Genomic DNA, 16551 nt, shown 5'->3' on the forward strand with positions numbered 1-16551 from the left:
ATGCCTGACCGGTGTGCGAGGTCCCGAGTGCCGATAGTCCTCCATGACCACGCACGCGGAGACCCCGCTCGCAGGGAGCGCCCACTCCTGGAACACGCGCGCCGTCCACGCCGGCAAGGACGACCTGGCCGCGCTGGGCCTGCACGCCCCGCCGATCGACCTGTCCACCACCTACCCGTCGTACGACGTCGTCGGCGAGGCCGAGCGCCTGGACGAGTTCGCCGCAGGACACGACGACGGCGGCCCGCCCGTGTACGGCCGCGTCGCCAACCCGACGGTGCGCCGCTTCGAGAACGCGCTCGCCGAGCTCGAGGGTGCGGAGGCCGCCGTCGCGTTCGCGAGCGGTATGGCGGCACTGTCGGCCTGTCTGCTGGCACAGGTCGCCGCGGGCAAGCCCGAGGTGGTCGGCATCCGGCCTATGTACGGCACCACCGATCACCTGCTCGAGTCCGGCCTGCTCGGCAACACTGTGCGGTGGGTGACGCCGGACGAGGCGGCGTCGGCCATCACCGACAGGACGGGGCTGGTGGTCGTCGAGAGCCCGGCCAACCCCACCCTCACCGAGGTGGACCTGCGCGCGCTGGCCGACGCCTGCGGCACCGCGCCGCTCCTGGTGGACAACACGTTCGCCACGCCGGTGCTGCAGCGACCGCTGACGCTCGGCGCGAGCCTCGTGCTGCACAGCGCCACCAAGTACCTGGGCGGGCACGGCGACGTGATGGGCGGCGTCATCGCCTGCTCCGAGGAGTTCGCCCGGTCGCTGCGGCAGGTCCGGTTCATGACCGGCGCCATGTTGCACCCGATGGCGGGCTACGAGCTCCTGCGCGGGCTGGCGACCCTCCCGGTGCGGGTGCGCGCGGCGTCGGCCACCGCGGCGGAGCTCGCGCGCCGGCTGGCGCAGCACCCCCGGGTGACGCGGGTGCACTACCCGAGCGTGGGCGGGGCGATGGTCTCGTTCGAGACGTCCGCGGACCCGGTGGCGCTGGTCTCCGCCGTCCGGCTGATCACGCCGGCCGTGAGCCTCGGCAGCGTCGACAGCCTGATCCAGCACCCCGCCTCCCTGACCCACCGGATCATGGACGAGGTGGCCCGCAAGGACGCGGGCATCTCCCCCGACCTGGTCCGCCTGTCGGTAGGCCTGGAGGACGCAGAAGACCTCTGGCAAGACCTGACAACGGCCCTCACCCACGCGGCACGTTGAGTGCTGGGTATTTGCCCTCTTGGCGGCGCTGAGAGGGCAAATACCCAGCACTCAACGGGGAGTCGGCCTAACGTGAGGGGATGAGCAGCACTCCCTATGACCAGGACGACCTGGTCAAGTTCTTCGTCGACTACGGTGTGGCGCTCGGCTCGGGCGACCTGGAGACCGTGACCGAGAGCCTCGCCTACCCGTCGGTGGTGGTGGAGGCCGGACGCTCCCTCGTCGTGCCCGATGCCGAGGCGGCGCGGGACGCCCTCGGCGGCATGCTCGCCGCCTACCGGGAGCAGGGGCTCGTCGCCGCCGTCCCGGAGGTGCGCGCGGTGGAGCAGGTCGGCGACGCCCTGCTCTGGGTCGACGTGCGCTGGAGCTACAAGGACGAGAACGCGTCCGAGGAGACGGCGGAGCGCGTGCGGTACCTCCTTCGCCGCGGCCGCGAGACGTTCGAGCTGTGCGTGGTCGTGCCGGTCGAGGAGTAGCGCCCGCCGGGTGCGCGGCAGTCAGCTGAGGCGTGCGGTACGTCAGCCCGGCGGGAGCTCCCGCCCCCGCGTGAGCTCGCGCCGCATGTGCCACCGGGTCAGCCGGCCGCTCGTGGCACCGGTGGGGGCCAGCCGGTCGAACCCGGCACGCTCGAACATGCCGACGGTACCGACGAAGGCGGCGCTCACCGACACCCGGCGGCCGGGTTCGGGTTCGACCGGGAACGCTTCGAGCGCCGTCGCCCCGTGACGGACGGCGTAGTCGGCCCCGGCTTCGAGCAACGCCTGGGCGACTCCTTGCCGGCGGAAGCCGGCGCGCACCGTCACACACATGAAGACCCAGGTGGTGGCCCAGGTCTCCGGCTCGCCCGCCGGCAGCACCCGGGACCGTTGCAGCGATCTGGCGTCCGAGCGGCGCGAGAAGCCGAGCCAGCCCGCCACCTCCGTCCCGGACCGCGGCGCGACGTCGTCTCCCCCGCCTCCGCGCGTCTCCCCCGTGCCAGGCTGCCCCGTGCCGACATCCGCCGCACCGGAGCTCCCGAGGTACGCGAGCATGCCCGGCGCAGGCTCCCGTTCGGTCAGCTCACGCAGCCGGGCGCCGCGCGTCGTGACGTCCTCCTTGGCCGGCACCCGCCAGTGCATGCACCAGCACGCCTGCTCGCGACCGGTGGGATTGATGACGCGAGCGATGTCGTCGAACCGGTCGGCAGTCGCGGGAACCACGGCGATCTGGGCCATGTTCGGAACCTACTCCGCCTCACCGACACTCGTGGACCGCTGCGCTTGGCACACTTTTTATCCGCAACACGCACCGGCCCGGGATCACGCCGAGACGGGCCCCTTGCCCCCAGCGCAGGCTCGTGAGATAACATAAGTAGCCACTTATAGAAGGAGAGACCATGCCCACCGTGATCGACCCCGCCACCACAGCCGGCCTCGTGACCCGCGAGGTCCGCGACAGCAGCCGGGACGGCGTCCCGACGAAGGTCGCCGTCGCCCGCCGCACCTACGCCGCCGAGCGCGACGACCTCTGGGACGCCCTCACGTCCGCCGACCGCCTTCCCCGCTGGTTCCTCCCGGTCAGCGGCGACCTCACCGTCGGCGGCCGCTACCAGCTCGAGGGGAACGCCGGCGGAACCGTCGAGCGTTGCGCAGCACCCGAGAACTTCGCGGTCACCTGGGAGTTCGGCGACACCGTCTCCTGGCTCACCGTCCACCTCACCCCGGCCGACGGCGGCACCACCCTCGAGCTCGTGCACGAGGCCGCGGTCGACCCCGACCTCTGGAAGCAGTACGGCCCGGGCGCGACCGGCGTCGGCTGGGACCTCAGCCTCATGGGGCTCGGCCTGCACCTCGCCAGCGGGGCGAGCCTGGACCCCGCCGAGGTCCAGGAGTGGTCGCTCTCGCCCGAGGGCATCGAGTTCGCCCGGCTCGCCAACACGGGCTGGGTCGACGCCGCCATCGCCGCCGGAGACGACGCCGACCAGGCCCGCGCCGCCGGGGAGCGCACGCTGGCGTTCTACACGACGCCGCCGGAGTCCTGAGTGCCGTCGGCGCGTCGCGCGCCGGCCCCGGACGGGAACGCGGCCGCCGCCGACGACGCACCGGGTGGCGACGCCCTCGACTCCGCACGCGCGGGTGTGTTCGAGGCGCTCGGCGACCCGGTGCGGCGTCGGCTGCTGGAGCTCCTGATCCTCGGTGAGCAGCCGGCCGGAGCCCTGGTCACCGCTCTGCAGGCCCGCGTGCGCATCACGCAGCCGGCCGTCTCGCAGCACCTGCGGGTGCTGCGCGAGGCGGGCCTGGTCCAGGTGCGCGCCGAGGGCACGCGCCGCCTCTACGCCGTGGACGACGCCGGGACCGCCGCGGCCCGCGCCTGGCTCGCCCGGTTCGAGGACACGTTCGCCCAGCCGCTCGACGCCCTGGCGACGGAGCTGGTCCGCGGACGCCGGGAACGCCGTCGGGCAGCACCCGAGGACCGGACCGCTCGGGGCGAGGCGGCGGGCTGACGCCCGAGCCCGCGTGTTCGGCAAAAGGTCAGGAGATCGGCAATCCGAGTTGCCGATCTCCTGACGTACTACCGATCGTCCGGCGTGGCGCTCCGCGCCCCGCCGCGGGTCAGTAGCGCTTGGGGAGCTTCAGGTGACGCTCCGCCATGATCGTGCGCAGCAGGTCGGGGCGGTCGGTGATGATGCCGTCGACGCCGATGTCCATCAGGGACTCGATGGTGGCGCGGTCGTCGATGGTCCACGGGATGACGTCCATACCGGCGTCGTGGGCGGCGTCGACGAGCTCGGGCGTGGTGAAGGGGACGTAGCCAGGGTCGGTCACGGTGCCGCCCTGGGGGTCGCCGTGCACCGGCGAGACGGCGTCGGCCCCGAACGAGGCGGCGGCCGCGACGAACTTCTCCTGGATCGAACCCTGGAAGTCGTCGATGTCGATGCCGCCGAGCCACGGCGACGCGCCCGGCGCGCCGACCTGGAGGAACTGCTGGCCGTTGGTCAGCGCGACCAGCGGGAACCGGGGCTCGACCTCGCTCATCCGCATCAGCGAGCCCCAGTCGAAGCTCTGGATCGTGACCTGGTCCACGAGGTGCGCCTTGCGGACGTCGCGCGCGACGACCTGGATGAACTGCTCGCGCGGCGCCGTCTGCTCGGGAGCGCCGGCCTCGACCTTGGTCTCGATGTTGAGCGTGACCTGGTGGGCGCGGTGGCGGTTGACCAGCCGGAGCACCTCGGACAGCAGCGGCATGCGTTCGCCCGGGTGCAGCTCCTGCCCGGGGAACTGGGGTTGTCGCAGCGAACCGCAGTCCAGGGTCCGGACCTGCGCGAGCGTGAGGTCCTTGATGTACGTCTTGTTGGGCACGTAGGGGAACTCGGGGTCGCCCGGGAAGGCGGGCTGCGTGTCGACGCACTTGGCCGGGCTCGGGTCGCGGTCGTGCGTGACGACGGCGTACCCGTCCTGCGTGATCTGCACGTCGAGCTCGAGCGTGCTCACGCCGAGCGCGAGCGCGTTGTCGAAGGCCGGGAGCGTGTTCTCGACGGTGAGCGCGATGCCGCCGCGGTGGGCCTGGAGGTCGAAGGCACGGGGATGACGGTCGGTGGTGGCCTGCTCGGCGCTCGGCTCGGGCGACAGCGCCGACGCCGGGGCTGCGCCCAGAGCCACCGCGCCCGCGAGGGTCACGGCGAGGGCAGTGGTGAAACGACGTTGCTGGGTGGTCCTCATGGGTCCGAGCCTGGACAGGCCTGGTGGCCGGGGCATAGCGCCACGCCGTCCCCCGGGCGACACCCCCGTGAACGCGCGGCGACGCACGTCCGGGCATCCTCTGCGCGTGGGCCCGGACGAACGTACCGTCCAAGGGTGGAGTTCATCGAGGCAGGCGAGCTCAGGATCGCCTACGAGCGATCCGGTCAGGGTCCGCCCCTGGTCCTCGTGCACGGCGCCGCCGACGACGGTCGCGTCTGGGAGCCGCAGCGTGCCGGCCTGGCCGAGGAGTTCACGGTCGTCGCGTGGGACGAGCCGGGAGCCGGCCGATCCTCCGACCTGCCGAAGGGGTTCGGCCTGGCCGGCTACGCGGACGCGCTCGCGACGCTGCTCGAGGCGCTCGGCCTCGGACCCGCACACGTCGCCGGTGTGTCGTGGGGCGGCACCGTGGCGCTGGAGCTCTACCGCCGCCGTCCTGAGCTCGTCGCGACCCTGATCATGATCGACGCCTATGCCGGGTGGAAGGGGTCGCTGCCCGCCGACGAGGTACGCGCGCGGGTCGCCGGCGCGCGCACGATGCTCGCCGCGCCTCGCGCGGAGTTCGACCCGACGTTTCCCGGGCTCTTCGCCGGCGATCCGCCGGCGGAGCTCGTGCCTCTGCTCGCCGACATCGCCGCCGACGTCCGCCCGGCCACCCTTGCCCAGCAGCTGAGCATCATGGCCGAGGCCGACCTGACCGACCTGCTCCCCCACATCGCCGTCCCCACCCTGCTGATCTGGGGACGACTCGACGCGCGCTCCCCGCTCGCCGTCGCGAGGCAGTTCGAGGAGGCGATCCCTGACGCCACCCTCGTCGTGATCGAGGACGCGGGCCACCTGAGCAATCTCGAGCGCCCCGACCAGGTGAACGCCGCCGTGCGCGAGTTCTGTCGCGCACACCCTCCGTCCTCTCCGGAGGGGTAACGTTCTCGGGTGGCTCATCTGGACTGGGAGATCAAGGCAAGCCTGCTGATGTACGTGATGGGGGCGCCCGGCGGCCGCATCGTGCAGGACGACGCCGTCGGCGGCAGCGGCGCCTCGTTCCACTTCCCGCTCGACCCGGAACGCAGCCCGGACCCGACCGTCGACGCCGGCCTGTTCGCGTTCACGGGGTCCGTGGTCTTCATCGGGCACTTCGGCTCGTTCGTCGGCGAGGTCGCCGACATCGAGGTCACCGCCCCCGCCGACGGCGGCCCCGACTGGACCATGTCCATCCGGGACCGCGACGCGGACGTGCGCACGGACGCGTTCCGGCTCGCGGGAGCGCCCGAGCGGTCCGACGACGGCACGCGGCTCACGTGGCAGCAGGTAGAGCTGACCGACGAGGGCGCCAAGCTCTGGGGCGGCAGCTACCCGGCCGCCACCCCCTTCGAGCCCCTGACGATCGACCTCACCCCCGCCTGACCGTTGAGTGCTGGGTATTTGCCCTGTCGGAACGTTCCGACAGGGCAAATACCCAGCACTCAACGGTCAGGCGGAGGGTGGGGTGACGTCCACACCGTTCAGACGCTCCAGCAGCTGTGGCGGGAGCTCGAGCGCCACGCCGTCTACCGCCCCGTCCAGCTGGTGCACCTTGCTGCCGCCCAGCATCGGCCGGATGCCGCGCGCCACGAGCCAGGCGAGGACCACCTGACCGCGTGACGCCCCGACCTCGGCCGCTACCTCGTCGAGCACCGCGAGGCGCTGCGTGCTGCCCGGGTGGTCGAAGATCTCGGGGATCGGCTTCGCCGGGTTGTCGTACGCCCCGGACAGCAGCGGCGTGTAGGCCCACACGTCCAGGCCTTCGACGGCGGCCAGGTCGGCCAGCTCGTCGCTCAGCCAGCCGAACCGGTGGTTCCCGGTGAGCGTCCCTGGGCGGGGCTGGAGGTAGCTGTAGGCGTGCTGGAGCACGCTGAACGGCTCGACCCCCTGCGCGACGGCGTGCTGCCGGGCCCGCTCGACCCGCCACGCCGGGTGGTTGGAGAGGCCGATGCGGGACGCTACGCCGTCGGACACGAGGGCCGCACAGGCGTCGGCGGTCTCCTCGATGGGGACCGAGCGGTCCTCCATGTGCCCCCAGGCGAGGTCGACGTGGTCGGTGCCGAGGCGGCGCAGGCTGCCGGTGATCTGCTCACGGATCGCCGCCGGCGAGAGGCCGGTACGGGAGGCGGGCCAGTTCGCCGCGTCGCGCGGCTCGGCCCCGAACTTCGTGGCGAGCAGGATGCGGTCGCGGACGCCGGGACGCGCCGCGAACCAGCGGCCGAGCAGCTCCTCGCTCTGCCCGCCGTAGCCGGACTCGCTCGCCCAGAAGGCGTAGCAGTCGGCGGTGTCGATCCACCGGCCGCCGGCATCGACGAACCGGTCCAGGACGGCGAACGACGTCGCCTCGTCGACCGCGGTGCCGAACATCATGGCACCGAGCACGAGGCGTTCGGCGGGCGGGGCGCCCTGGGCGGTGGTGGCCTGTGACGTGCTGGTGGTGGTCTGCGAGGTGGTCATGGGACGAGCCAAAACCCTGGAGCGCACTCCAGGTCAAGGGCAAGATCGGAACATGACCACTTATTCGCCCGCGCAGGCCGCCGAGGTCTCCGGCTTCAGCATCGACACGCTGCGGTACTACGAGCGGGAGGGCATCCTGCGGCCCATCGCGCGCACGTCGAGCGGGCACCGCACCTACACCGACGACGACCTGGGCTGGCTCGACCTCGTCCACTGCCTGCGCGACACCGGTATGCCGATCGCGGACCTCAAGCAGTACGCCGAGCTGTCGCTCGACGAGGCCACGCTGGCCGCGCGGGTAGCGCTGCTCGACGAGCACGACCGGCGCGTGCAGGAGTCGATAGACACGCTCCGCCGCCAGCAGGAGCGGCTGCGGGAGAAGATCGCGTGGTACCGGCAGCAGGGTGTGTGAGGCACCGAGGACGACGCCGGACGAGCGGCTCAAGGTTCAACCTCAGGTTGAGGTTGAGGTTCAACTGGTAGTTGAAGGTTGGCCGAACGCGCCCGAGCCACCGCCGACAGGAATATCCGTCGGCGACAGGCTGGGACTTTTCTGGGACCGACGCGAAGGCGCTGGTAGGTTGCCCGCATGACGTCACCAGCGCCAGGCGTCGGCGAGGTCGCGCCAGCGGCCGTCGGCCCCGGTCCGGTCCCGTTGCCTGATCCTGAGCTCCCAGCCGCAGCCGCACCAACTACCGTCCTGGACCCCGAGCCGGCTCCGGCCCCAGCGACCGATCAGGCCGCGGCAGCGGAGCCTTCGCCGGCCCCGCCGTCCGACCCGGTCCCGGTCCTCGACGAAGCACTGGCACCCGACCCGGCGTCGGCCCTTGCAGCCGACCCGGTCCCGGAGCCCGACCCGGTCCCGGCACCCGACCCGGCTCCGGCTCCGGCTCCGGACGACGCTCAGGTGCCCGCCCCGCCGTCCGACTTCGCCCCTGTCCTCGCACCCGAGCCCGCACCACTCGCGCCCGCCCGGCGTACCCCGCTCGCCGGAGCGCTCCCCGTGCGCCCGGTCCGACGCATCCCCGCGAGCGGCGAGCGCATGGGCCGGTTCACGCTCGCCGAGGCCCTGGGCCACGGCGGTTTCGCGCACGTGTACCGCGCGGTGGCCGACGACGACTCCGAGGTGGCCCTCAAGGTCCTCACCGGCCTGCACGACGACGCCAGGGATCGCTTCGCACAAGAAGCCCACCTCCTGGAACGCCTGGACGGCAGGGGTTTCCCGCACTTCGTGGAGTCCGGCCTGGACGCGGAGCAGCCCTGGTTCGCGATGGAGCTCGTACCCGGCACCACGCTGCGGGACCGGGTGCGCGAGGAAGGCCCGCTGTCCGGACGCGAGGCGCTGGGCCTGGCCATGCAGCTGGTCGACGCGCTGCTCGTGCTCCAGGAGCAGCGCGCCCTGCACCGCGACCTCAAGCCCGCGAACATCATGGTCGACGGCGACCGCGCGGTGCTCATCGATCTGGGCATCGCCAAGGTGTTCGACGCCGCGACGTCGACCCAGCCGGCCGGAACCGTCTCCTACATGGCGCCGGAGCTGTTCGGGCGCCGGGTGCACCCGCGGTCGGACGTGTACAGCCTCGGCCTGCTGCTCCTGTACGCGAGCACGGGCACGCTGCCGCTGGACCTGAACTTCCTGGGCCGCGACCTGGTGGCCACCGACCTCGTCGACGAGGAGCCTGCCGGCGTCGTCCCAGACACGGACCCCCTGCCCACACCCCCCGTCATCGACCGGCACGTGCGGTCGCTGGTGCTCGCCATGACCCGGTACCAGCCGGACCACCGGCCGCCGCTGGAGAACATCGCGGGGGTCGTGCGCGCCCGTCTCGCGAGCGCCACACCCGATCCGACGCTGATGCTCACCTCGCAGGTCCTCAGCGCCGGCGTGACGGCGGCCGAGGCAGCCGCCCTCCCGGCGACCGACGTGCTCACCGGGCGCGGCCACACCAAGCTGTTCCAGCCGGGTCGCCCCCTGTCCGACGCCGCCACGCCCTCCTCACGCGTCACGGAGCCCTGGCACGCTCTCGTGTACGACCGCGCACTGATGAGCGTCCTGACCGAGGTGCACGCGGACGGTTTCGACGGCGCCGCGGAGCAGGTCGTCGCCGACCACGTCGCGGAGATCGGCGCGCACGTCGCCGAAGGCCGCACCCCCGCCGAGATCAAGGACTGGATCTGGGAGGCGATGCGCTGGCGGAGCGCGTCTCCGCCCGAGGGCCACGCGGACACGCTCCGCGGCTGGCGCGCGTTCCGCAGCCCCGAACCCGTCCGGGAGGCCGAGCAGGCCCCCGCCGGCGGCAGGCGGGGGTCCGCTCCCCCGGTCGTCCTGCCCGGGTCGGCCGCGCCGTCGCCGGCCGCGGCGACCCAGGTCGTGCGCAAGCTGACCGCGCCGCCGCAGTCGTTCGAGCCGCGCAAGAGTCCCGTCAAGCATCTCGGCCCGGCCCCGAAGCAACCGCCGGTGAAGCAGGTCGCGCACGCCACGCGCCCGATGCCCGTCACGCAGCCGCCCGCCCGGCAGCAGCCCGCGACGCGTCCGCCGAGCATGCAGCCGGGTGCCCGGCCGGGTATCCAGCAGGTCCGGCCGGCTGTTCAGCAGGGCGTCCGGCCCGGTGCGCAGCAGGCCGTCCGGCCCGGTGCGCAGCAGAGGGTGCAGCCGGCCGGCAAGCAAGCCGCGAAGCAGAGGCCTCCCGCTCAGGTCGCCGCTCCGCCGCGCAAGAAGAGGCCGTGGCCGCTGCGCCTGCTCGGCGCCCTCGTGCGCTGGGTCCCGCGCCTGCTGCTCCTGGGAGCCGTGTACCTGCTGGTCACCCAGGACCCGCAGGCGGGCGACCCGTTCCTGGCCGCGCCGGCGTTCGCGATCGCCGCCCTCGGCCTGGCCGCTCTGCTGCGCATCCTCGGGCAGAAGATGCGGATCTGGTTCTACGTGGTCTCCGTGCTGCTCGTGGGAGTGGGTTCGGCGTTGTTGTGGGCGACCAGCTCCAACCTGCTGTACCTGGGGGTCTGACGAAGGACCGCCGCTGACGGCGACACGCCGTCAGCGGCGGACGCGTGCCCGTCAGCGGCGGACGCGCGCCCGCGAGCGTGCGACGCCGGCGAGCGTGGCCCGTACCGGCGTCCCGAGATAGATCCCGAGCGACGCGCCCGCCGCCAGCCCGATCCCTACCGATGCCGCGAGCACCAGGGAGCCGGCCCCGCTCCCGGCGGCCAGTGTCGACGTCGGATCGGCGTGAACCATGCCGAGGAGCCCGTAGAACACCGCGCCGCCGGGCACGAGCGGCACGATGGCCGCCGTCGTCACCGCGACGGACGGGACATGCAGGTTGTGGGCGATCAGGACGCCCACGAAGCTGGCCAGCAGCGCCGCGATGCCGCTGGCGGCCGCCGGGTGCAGGCCCGCCGCCGTCTGCGCGACGGCGTAACCGAGCGCCGCGACCGCGCCCAGCACCCCGCTGACGGCGATGATCCGCATGCCCGCGCCGTTGAACAGCGCCACGGCCACCGCGATGATCACCGCTCCGCAGACCTGGTCGGGCAGCGGACCCAGCGGTGGCGGGCCGTCCGGCAGGGCCATCCGGAACCCGAGCATGCTGCCGAGCTCCAGCCCGGCCAGGATCCCCACGACCAGCCCGAGCGTCTGGAGCGTGAGGTCGAGGATGCGTCCGGCAGCCGTCAGCGCGAAGCCGTCGATGGCGTCCTGCGCCGCGCCCACCACGGTGAGGCCCGAGAGCATGAGGACGATCCCGGACGCCACGATGATGGAGGGCTGCACCCCGGCGAACGGACCGACGTCCGCGGCGGCGAGGGCGGACACGACCACCGCGACCGCTGTGGTGACGAAGGCGCCCGCGATCTGGCTGAAGAACGACGGCACGCGGAGCCTGGCGAGCCCGGACTGCGTCGCGGCGGCCCCCAGCGCCGCGACGAAGGTGAGCGCCACGACCACCGGTGATCCACCGGACAGGATGCTCGCGCCGACCGCGAGCAGCGCCCGCGCCGTCACGACGACGGGCTGCCGGTACCGGAACGGCACCCGGCGGATCGCCCGGAACCTTGTCCGCGCCTCGTCGAGGTCCAGGCCCTCGTCGATGTCGACCAGCAGGGCCTGGAGCCGCTGCAGCTTCATGTGGTCGGGCGCCGCGACGCGCACCACCCTGAGCAGCGTGTGCGGCCAGCCCTCGCCGCCGGCCTGGTAGGACAGGGCGATCGACGTGTACGTGACGTCCGCGTGCACGCCCCGGAGCCCGTACGCGTCGGCCACGCGGGTGATCGCCAAGGTCACCTCGTGGGCGGACGCCCCGACGGCGAACATCGACTCGCCGATGCGCATCGCCAGGTCCAGCGACCGGATGACCATCGTGTCGTCGACGGCGGGATGCACCTCGGTGGCCGGAGCGTCCGAAGGGTCGGTGCGCAGGGCTCTGCGCACCGACGAGTACAGGCTTCGACGAGCTGGCTGGGGCATGCACCCCATTGTGCGGAAGGACGCCGCCACCGGCACGCGGCCACCGGGACACACCGGCACCCGCCAGGAAGTTGTGCGCGCCCCTACCCGGCCGACGCGCGGGGCGCGCACCGGATGACGGCCTGGCAGCTGCGCAGGAACGAGGCGGCGACCTTGGTGGGTTCCCCGAGATAGCCGGCGACCATGATGCCGTCGCGCAGCAGCATCAGGTCGTCGGCGATGGCGGCGGGGTCGGCCAGCTCGAGCGGGGCCACGAGCCGGATGAACGCGCCCGTCCACCAGTCGCGGTGCGCGTCGACCAGCTTGCGGACGGCGCTGTCCGGGTCGGGGTACTCGGCGGCCGCGTTGATGAACGGGCACCCGCGGAACCCGGGGCTGCACGCCGCCGCCCCGGTGTGGTCGGCCATCAGACCCAGCGACACGTCCACGTCGCCGGCACCGTGCGCGATCGCCGCATCGACGCCGTTGCGCTCGAGCTCCGCGCGGGACTCCAGGTAGGCGACGATCAGGTCCTCCTTGCTCTGGAAGTGCCGGTAGAACGTCACCTTCGTGGTGCCCGCGCGCTCGATGACCTTGTCGACGCTCACGGCGCGCAGACCCTGCGCGTAGAACAGCTCGTTGGCCGCCTCGATCAGGCGTTCTCGCATGGACCCTTGCACGGTCGCGATCATACGTGGCCTCTCTCCTCGCTCCCCTTGCGTCCGGCGCTCGTGGATGTGTACTGTCCAGACAGGTGGAGTTACTAGTCATTCTACCTAGACATATCGTCGCTGGAAAGGGCGCACCCGCTCCCGGACCGCGGCCTCGATCACAAGGAACCTCATGACAACCGCTACGGATTCGCCCACCGCCACCGCCGTCTCGCTGCGGAACCTGTACTTCGTACGGTTCGGCTTCGCCATCGTCTGGGCAGTGCTGCTGGTCGTCGTCGGCAAGAGCCTGGGCCCGGTCACGATCGGCCTGCTGGTGCTCTACCCGCTGTTCGACGTCGCTGCCGCCGTCGTCGACTTCCGGTCCTCGAAGACCGCACGGCCGACCGTCGGCCTGTACCTCAACATGGCTCTGAGCCTGCTCACCGCCATCGGCCTGGCCGTCGCCGTGACCTCGGGCATCCCCGCCGTCCTGCGCGTCTGGGGCGTCTGGGCCATCACCGCGGGCATCGTGCAGCTCGTCGTCGCCGTGCGCCGCTACCGGCTCGGCGGGCAGTGGGCCATGATCCTCAGCGGCGGCATCTCCGTGTTCGCCGGCACGGGCTTCTTCCTGATGGCCGGCGGGCCGAACGCCATGCTGACGTCGCTGGCCGGGTACGCCACGCTCGGCGGCATCTTCTTCCTCGCCTCCGCGCTGCGCCTGCACCGCGTCGCCACGAAGGAGAGCTGACATGACCGAGAACACCTTCGACGTCGTCGTCATCGGCGCGGGCCCCGTGGGCGAGAACGTCGCCGACGGCGCCGTCAAGGGCGGCCTCAGTGTCGCCGTCGTGGAGAGCGAGCTGGTCGGCGGGGAGTGCTCCTACTGGGCCTGCATGCCCACCAAGGCCCTGCTGCGCGACGCCGCCGCGCTGCGCGCGGTCCGTCACCTCCCCGGCGCGAACGCGGCAGTGACCGGCGAGCTCGACCCCGCCGCGGTGCTCGCCCGCCGGGACGCGTTCGCCGCCCACTGGCACGACGACGGCCAGGTCGCCTGGCTGGACAGCGCCGGCATCGAGCTCGTGCGCGGCGTCGGCCGGATCAGCGCGCCCCGCACCGTCGAGGTCACGGGCGCCGACAGGAGCACCACGGTCCTGACCGCCCGGCACGCCGTGGTCGTCGCCACCGGCAGCAGCGCGCGGATCCCGCGCGTCCCCGGTCTGGCCGACGCCGCGCCGTGGACCAGCCGAGAGGCCGCGTCCGCCCAGGCGGTCCCGGGTCGGCTGGCGGTCATCGGCGGCGGCGTGGTGGGCGCCGAGATGGCCACCGCCTACGCAGCCCTCGGGTCGCAGGTCACGATGATCGCCCGCGACGGGCTGCTGCCCACCGTGGAGTCGTTCGCGAGCGACCTGGTGGCCGAGACGCTCAAGGCACACGGCGTGACCCTGCACCTGCGCACCGAACCCGAGAGCGTCCGCCGCGACGAGGCCGGGACGGTGCACGTCCGCCTGGTCGACGGCACGACGTTCGACGCCGACGAGGTGCTGGTCGCCACGGGCCGCACCCCGAACACGGCCGCCGTCGGCCTGGAGCACGTGGGGCTGACCCCGGACGACTGGCTGCGCGTGGACGAGTCCTTGCGGGTGCTCGGCAGCGACGGCACGCCGATCGGCGACGGCTGGCTGTACGCCGCGGGCGACGTCAACCATCGCGTGCTGCTCACCCACCAGGGCAAGTACCAGGCCAGGGCGCTGGGCGAGACCCTCGTCGCCCGCTCGGGCGGCGAGCCCGTGGACCTCGAGCCCTGGGGCCGGCACGCGGCGACGGCCGACGACCGCGCCGTCCCCCAGGTGATCTTCACCGACCCGGAGATCGCGTCCGTCGGCCACACCGCCGCCTCCGCCGCGGCGGCCGGGCTGCGCGTCCGTGCCGTCGAGTACGACCTCGGGGCCGTGGCCGGCGCCTCCCTCCACGCCGACGGGTACACCGGCCGCGCGGGCATGGTCGTGGACGAGGACCGCAAGGTGCTGGTCGGCTTCACCGTCGTCGGCCCCGACGTCGCCGAGCTGCTCCACGCCGCGACGATCGCCATCGCCGCGGAGGTGCCGATCGACCGGCTGTGGCACGCCGTCCCGGCCTACCCCACGATCAGCGAGATCTGGCTCCGGCTGCTGGAGACCTACGGCCGGGCCGCATAGAGCGCATGGGCGGCCCCCACCGCCGCCGGCCGCACCGAGCGGCCGGCGGCCGGTCTCACCGCTCGTCGTCGTGCTGCTCGCGCAGCAGGTCGCCCGCCTGGTCGCCGTTCCGCTCGTGCCCGATGGCCTCAAGCGTCTGCTCGACCTTCTCCTCCGGCTGACGCGGCGGGAGGAGCGGGGTGTCGCGGTCGACGACTGCCTCGACGACCACCGGCCGGTCGGCCAGGAGCGCCGTCGTCCATGCCTCGCGGACCTGCCCGGGATCCTCGACGCGTATGCCCTCCAGCCCGAGCAGCTTCGCGTAGTCGGCGTACGGGAACGCGGGCACCGTCTGCGACGTCGGGAACCGGGGATCGCCCTCCATCTCGCGCTGCTCCCAGCTGACCTCCGCGAGGTCACCGTTGTTCAGCACGAGGACGACGAAGCGCGGGTCGGCCCACTCGTGCCAACGGTGGGCGACCGTGATGAGCTCGGACAGGCCGTTCATCTGCATCGCGCCGTCGCCCGCGAGCGCCAGCACCGGGCGGTCGGGGTGGAGCAGCTTCGCCGCGATCCCGTACGGCAGGGCGGAGCCCATGGAGGCGAGCGTGCTCGACAGGTGGGCCGGGACGCCGGACGGCAGCCGGAGGAACCGCGCGTACCAGTAGGTCACGGAACCGACGTCGACGGCTACCTGGGCGTCGGCCGGGAGCTGTGCGGACAGCTCGCTCAGGACGAGCTGCGGGTTGAGCCGACCGGTCCGCTGGGCGACGCGCCGCTCGGCGACGTCGTGCCAGGTGGCGACGAAGCCCTCGACGTCCTTCCGCCAGCCGTCGCGCTCGGGGAGCAGGGGCAGGAGTGCGTCGAGGGTGGAGGCGGCGTCGCCGGGCAGGGCCGCCTCGACGGGGAACTTGGTGCCGATGTTGCGGGCCGTCACGTCGATCTGCACGGCGCGGGCCTGGCCGGGCGCCGGGTAGTACTCGGTCCAGGGGTCGTTGCTGCCGACGATCAGGAGGGTGTCGCACCCGGACATGAGGTCGGCCGAGGCCGTGGTGCCGAGGTGGCCCATGACGCCGCAGTGGTAGGGCAGCGACTCGTCGAGGAGCGGCTTGCCGAGCAGCGAGGTGGTCAGGCCGGCACCGAGGCGTTCGACGACGTCGCGCACCTGCCGCTCGGCGCCCGCCCCACCCTGTCCGACGAGCACGGCGACGCGCTCGCCGGCACCGAGCAGGTCGGCGGCGGCGCGGAGCTGGGCGTCGTCGGGCACCGTTCTGGGGTGGGCGTAGGCAGTCGAGGACCGCACGATGCCGTGTCCCTGCTCGTCCTCGTCGGGGGCCTCGGCCTGCTGGACGTCGTGCGGCACGATGACGCACACCGGGCTGGACGTGGCCAGGGCGGTGCGGAACGCGTCGTCCAGGACGTGCGGCAGCGCCTGCGGCGACGACACTACCTGGAGGTACTGCGCGCACACGTCCTTGAAGAGGGTGTGCAGGTCGACCTCCTGCTGGTAGCCGGAGCCGAGCGCGCTCGTGACCACCTGCCCCACGATGGCCACCACGGGCCTGCGGTCCAGCTTGGCGTCGTACAGCCCGTTGAGCAGGTGGACCGCGCCCGGCCCCTGCGTGGCGAGGCAGACGCCGACCCCGCCCCCGTACTTCGCGTGGCCGGTCGCCATGAAGGCTGCCATCTCCTCGTGGCGCGCCGTGACCAGCTCGATCCGGACCTCCTGCCGGCGCAGGGCCGCGAGGATCGGGTCGACCCCGTCGCCCGCGTACCCGAAGACTCGCTCGACGCCCCAGTCGACCAGCCGGTCGACGACGCCGTCTGCCACGGTGGTGGAGCTCATTCGTTCTCCCCCGTACTCGGCGGGCACCGGCGCCGGCGTCGGCTC

General features: G+C 73.0%; 16 protein-coding genes. 10 read left to right on the forward strand and 6 right to left on the reverse strand.

Annotated elements, in window-relative coordinates; genetic code table 11:
* Positions 1-43 precede the first annotated feature (43 nt).
* Together ACFO6V_RS02200 and ACFO6V_RS02205 are read left to right on the forward strand one after the other, a co-directional pair.
* Entirely contained in the window at positions 44-1201 is a 1158-nt protein-coding gene (locus ACFO6V_RS02200; protein ID WP_377131715.1) for a trans-sulfuration enzyme family protein, read from the forward strand.
* An 80-nt stretch (positions 1202-1281) separates the two neighbouring features.
* Positions 1282-1677, forward strand: coding sequence for a hypothetical protein (locus ACFO6V_RS02205; protein ID WP_377131718.1), 396 nt, complete (start codon positions 1282-1284; stop codon positions 1675-1677).
* Positions 1678-1719: 42 nt separating this feature from the next.
* Here the strand turns inward: ACFO6V_RS02205 and ACFO6V_RS02210 are convergent, their stop codons facing one another.
* Positions 1720-2415, reverse strand: a complete 696-nt coding sequence (locus tag ACFO6V_RS02210) for a GNAT family N-acetyltransferase (RefSeq protein WP_377131720.1) — start codon at positions 2413-2415, stop codon at positions 1720-1722.
* A 161-nt stretch (positions 2416-2576) separates the two neighbouring features.
* Between ACFO6V_RS02210 and ACFO6V_RS02215 the strand changes: the two genes are divergently transcribed.
* Both ACFO6V_RS02215 and ACFO6V_RS02220 read left to right on the forward strand, forming a co-directional pair.
* Positions 2577-3221, forward strand: a complete 645-nt coding sequence (locus ACFO6V_RS02215; RefSeq protein ID WP_377131722.1) for an SRPBCC family protein — start codon at positions 2577-2579, stop codon at positions 3219-3221.
* A complete protein-coding gene (locus tag ACFO6V_RS02220) occupies positions 3222-3683 on the forward strand; it encodes an ArsR/SmtB family transcription factor (protein WP_377131724.1) in 462 nt (153 codons plus the stop codon).
* Between the two features lie 109 nt (positions 3684-3792).
* Here the strand turns inward: ACFO6V_RS02220 and ACFO6V_RS02225 are convergent, their stop codons facing one another.
* Positions 3793-4899 (reverse strand): glycerophosphodiester phosphodiesterase family protein, encoded by a 1107-nt coding sequence (locus tag ACFO6V_RS02225; RefSeq protein WP_377131726.1) that lies wholly within the window; start codon positions 4897-4899, stop codon positions 3793-3795.
* Positions 4900-5034: 135 nt separating this feature from the next.
* Between ACFO6V_RS02225 and ACFO6V_RS02230 the strand changes: the two genes are divergently transcribed.
* Positions 5035-5841, forward strand: coding sequence for an alpha/beta fold hydrolase (locus ACFO6V_RS02230; protein WP_377131728.1), 807 nt, complete (start codon positions 5035-5037; stop codon positions 5839-5841).
* Between the two features lie 9 nt (positions 5842-5850).
* The gene (locus ACFO6V_RS02235; RefSeq protein WP_377131730.1) at positions 5851-6321 is read left to right on the forward strand and encodes an HtaA domain-containing protein; all 471 of its coding nucleotides are present in this window, start codon (positions 5851-5853) and stop codon (positions 6319-6321) included.
* A gap of 66 nt (positions 6322-6387) precedes the next feature.
* On the opposite strand, the gene ACFO6V_RS02240 is transcribed toward ACFO6V_RS02235, so the two are convergent.
* Positions 6388-7395, reverse strand: coding sequence for an aldo/keto reductase (locus ACFO6V_RS02240; RefSeq protein ID WP_377131732.1), 1008 nt, complete (start codon positions 7393-7395; stop codon positions 6388-6390).
* 52 nt (positions 7396-7447) lie between these two features.
* On the opposite strand from ACFO6V_RS02240, the gene ACFO6V_RS02245 reads away from it, so the two are divergent.
* Both ACFO6V_RS02245 and ACFO6V_RS02250 read left to right on the forward strand, forming a co-directional pair.
* Entirely contained in the window at positions 7448-7807 is a 360-nt protein-coding gene (locus ACFO6V_RS02245) for a MerR family transcriptional regulator (RefSeq protein WP_377131734.1), read from the forward strand.
* 177 nt (positions 7808-7984) lie between these two features.
* Positions 7985-10396: a protein kinase domain-containing protein gene (locus ACFO6V_RS02250; protein WP_377131736.1), complete on the forward strand. Its 2412-nt coding sequence runs from the start codon at positions 7985-7987 to the stop codon at positions 10394-10396.
* Positions 10397-10447: 51 nt separating this feature from the next.
* On the opposite strand, the gene ACFO6V_RS02255 is transcribed toward ACFO6V_RS02250, so the two are convergent.
* Both ACFO6V_RS02255 and ACFO6V_RS02260 read right to left on the reverse strand, forming a co-directional pair.
* The gene (locus ACFO6V_RS02255) at positions 10448-11854 is read right to left on the reverse strand and encodes a threonine/serine exporter family protein (protein WP_377131738.1); all 1407 of its coding nucleotides are present in this window, start codon (positions 11852-11854) and stop codon (positions 10448-10450) included.
* Positions 11855-11937: 83 nt separating this feature from the next.
* Positions 11938-12501 (reverse strand): TetR/AcrR family transcriptional regulator, encoded by a 564-nt coding sequence (locus ACFO6V_RS02260; protein ID WP_377131740.1) that lies wholly within the window; start codon positions 12499-12501, stop codon positions 11938-11940.
* Positions 12502-12676: 175 nt separating this feature from the next.
* Here ACFO6V_RS02260 and ACFO6V_RS02265 point away from each other — a divergent pair, with 175 nt between their 5' ends.
* A complete protein-coding gene (locus ACFO6V_RS02265) occupies positions 12677-13234 on the forward strand; it encodes a hypothetical protein (protein ID WP_377131743.1) in 558 nt (185 codons plus the stop codon).
* A 1-nt stretch (position 13235) separates the two neighbouring features.
* Positions 13236-14681 (forward strand): dihydrolipoyl dehydrogenase family protein, encoded by a 1446-nt coding sequence (locus ACFO6V_RS02270; protein ID WP_377131745.1) that lies wholly within the window; start codon positions 13236-13238, stop codon positions 14679-14681.
* Between the two features lie 55 nt (positions 14682-14736).
* Here ACFO6V_RS02270 and ACFO6V_RS02275 read toward each other — a convergent pair whose 3' ends face one another.
* Positions 14737-16506 carry a thiamine pyrophosphate-requiring protein gene (locus ACFO6V_RS02275; RefSeq protein ID WP_377131747.1) on the reverse strand — a complete coding sequence of 590 codons (1770 nt, stop codon included), beginning with the start codon at positions 16504-16506 and terminating at the stop codon, positions 14737-14739.
* Between the last annotated feature and the right edge of the window lie 45 nt (positions 16507-16551).

The sequence above is a fragment of the Promicromonospora alba genome (assembly GCF_042654905.1).
GTDB classification, from domain to species: Bacteria; Actinomycetota; Actinomycetes; order Actinomycetales; family Cellulomonadaceae; genus Promicromonospora; species Promicromonospora alba.

What these genes read in the sequence shown, in the direction of transcription:
- ACFO6V_RS02250 (WP_377131736.1), top strand. Translation starts at nt 7,985, where the DNA reads ATGACGTCACCAGCGCCAGGCGTCGGCGAGGTCGCGCCAGCGGCCGTC.
- ACFO6V_RS02225 (WP_377131726.1), bottom strand. Translation starts at nt 4,899, where the DNA reads ATGAGGACCACCCAGCAACGTCGTTTCACCACTGCCCTCGCCGTGACC.
- ACFO6V_RS02215 (WP_377131722.1), top strand. Translation starts at nt 2,577, where the DNA reads ATGCCCACCGTGATCGACCCCGCCACCACAGCCGGCCTCGTGACCCGC.
- ACFO6V_RS02265 (WP_377131743.1), top strand. Translation starts at nt 12,677, where the DNA reads ATGACAACCGCTACGGATTCGCCCACCGCCACCGCCGTCTCGCTGCGG.
- ACFO6V_RS02210 (WP_377131720.1), bottom strand. Translation starts at nt 2,415, where the DNA reads ATGGCCCAGATCGCCGTGGTTCCCGCGACTGCCGACCGGTTCGACGAC.
- ACFO6V_RS02245 (WP_377131734.1), top strand. Translation starts at nt 7,448, where the DNA reads ATGACCACTTATTCGCCCGCGCAGGCCGCCGAGGTCTCCGGCTTCAGC.
- ACFO6V_RS02260 (WP_377131740.1), bottom strand. Translation starts at nt 12,501, where the DNA reads ATGCGAGAACGCCTGATCGAGGCGGCCAACGAGCTGTTCTACGCGCAG.
- ACFO6V_RS02205 (WP_377131718.1), top strand. Translation starts at nt 1,282, where the DNA reads ATGAGCAGCACTCCCTATGACCAGGACGACCTGGTCAAGTTCTTCGTC.
- ACFO6V_RS02275 (WP_377131747.1), bottom strand. Translation starts at nt 16,506, where the DNA reads ATGAGCTCCACCACCGTGGCAGACGGCGTCGTCGACCGGCTGGTCGAC.
- ACFO6V_RS02240 (WP_377131732.1), bottom strand. Translation starts at nt 7,395, where the DNA reads ATGACCACCTCGCAGACCACCACCAGCACGTCACAGGCCACCACCGCC.
- ACFO6V_RS02270 (WP_377131745.1), top strand. Translation starts at nt 13,236, where the DNA reads ATGACCGAGAACACCTTCGACGTCGTCGTCATCGGCGCGGGCCCCGTG.
- ACFO6V_RS02255 (WP_377131738.1), bottom strand. Translation starts at nt 11,854, where the DNA reads ATGCCCCAGCCAGCTCGTCGAAGCCTGTACTCGTCGGTGCGCAGAGCC.
- ACFO6V_RS02200 (WP_377131715.1), top strand. Translation starts at nt 44, where the DNA reads ATGACCACGCACGCGGAGACCCCGCTCGCAGGGAGCGCCCACTCCTGG.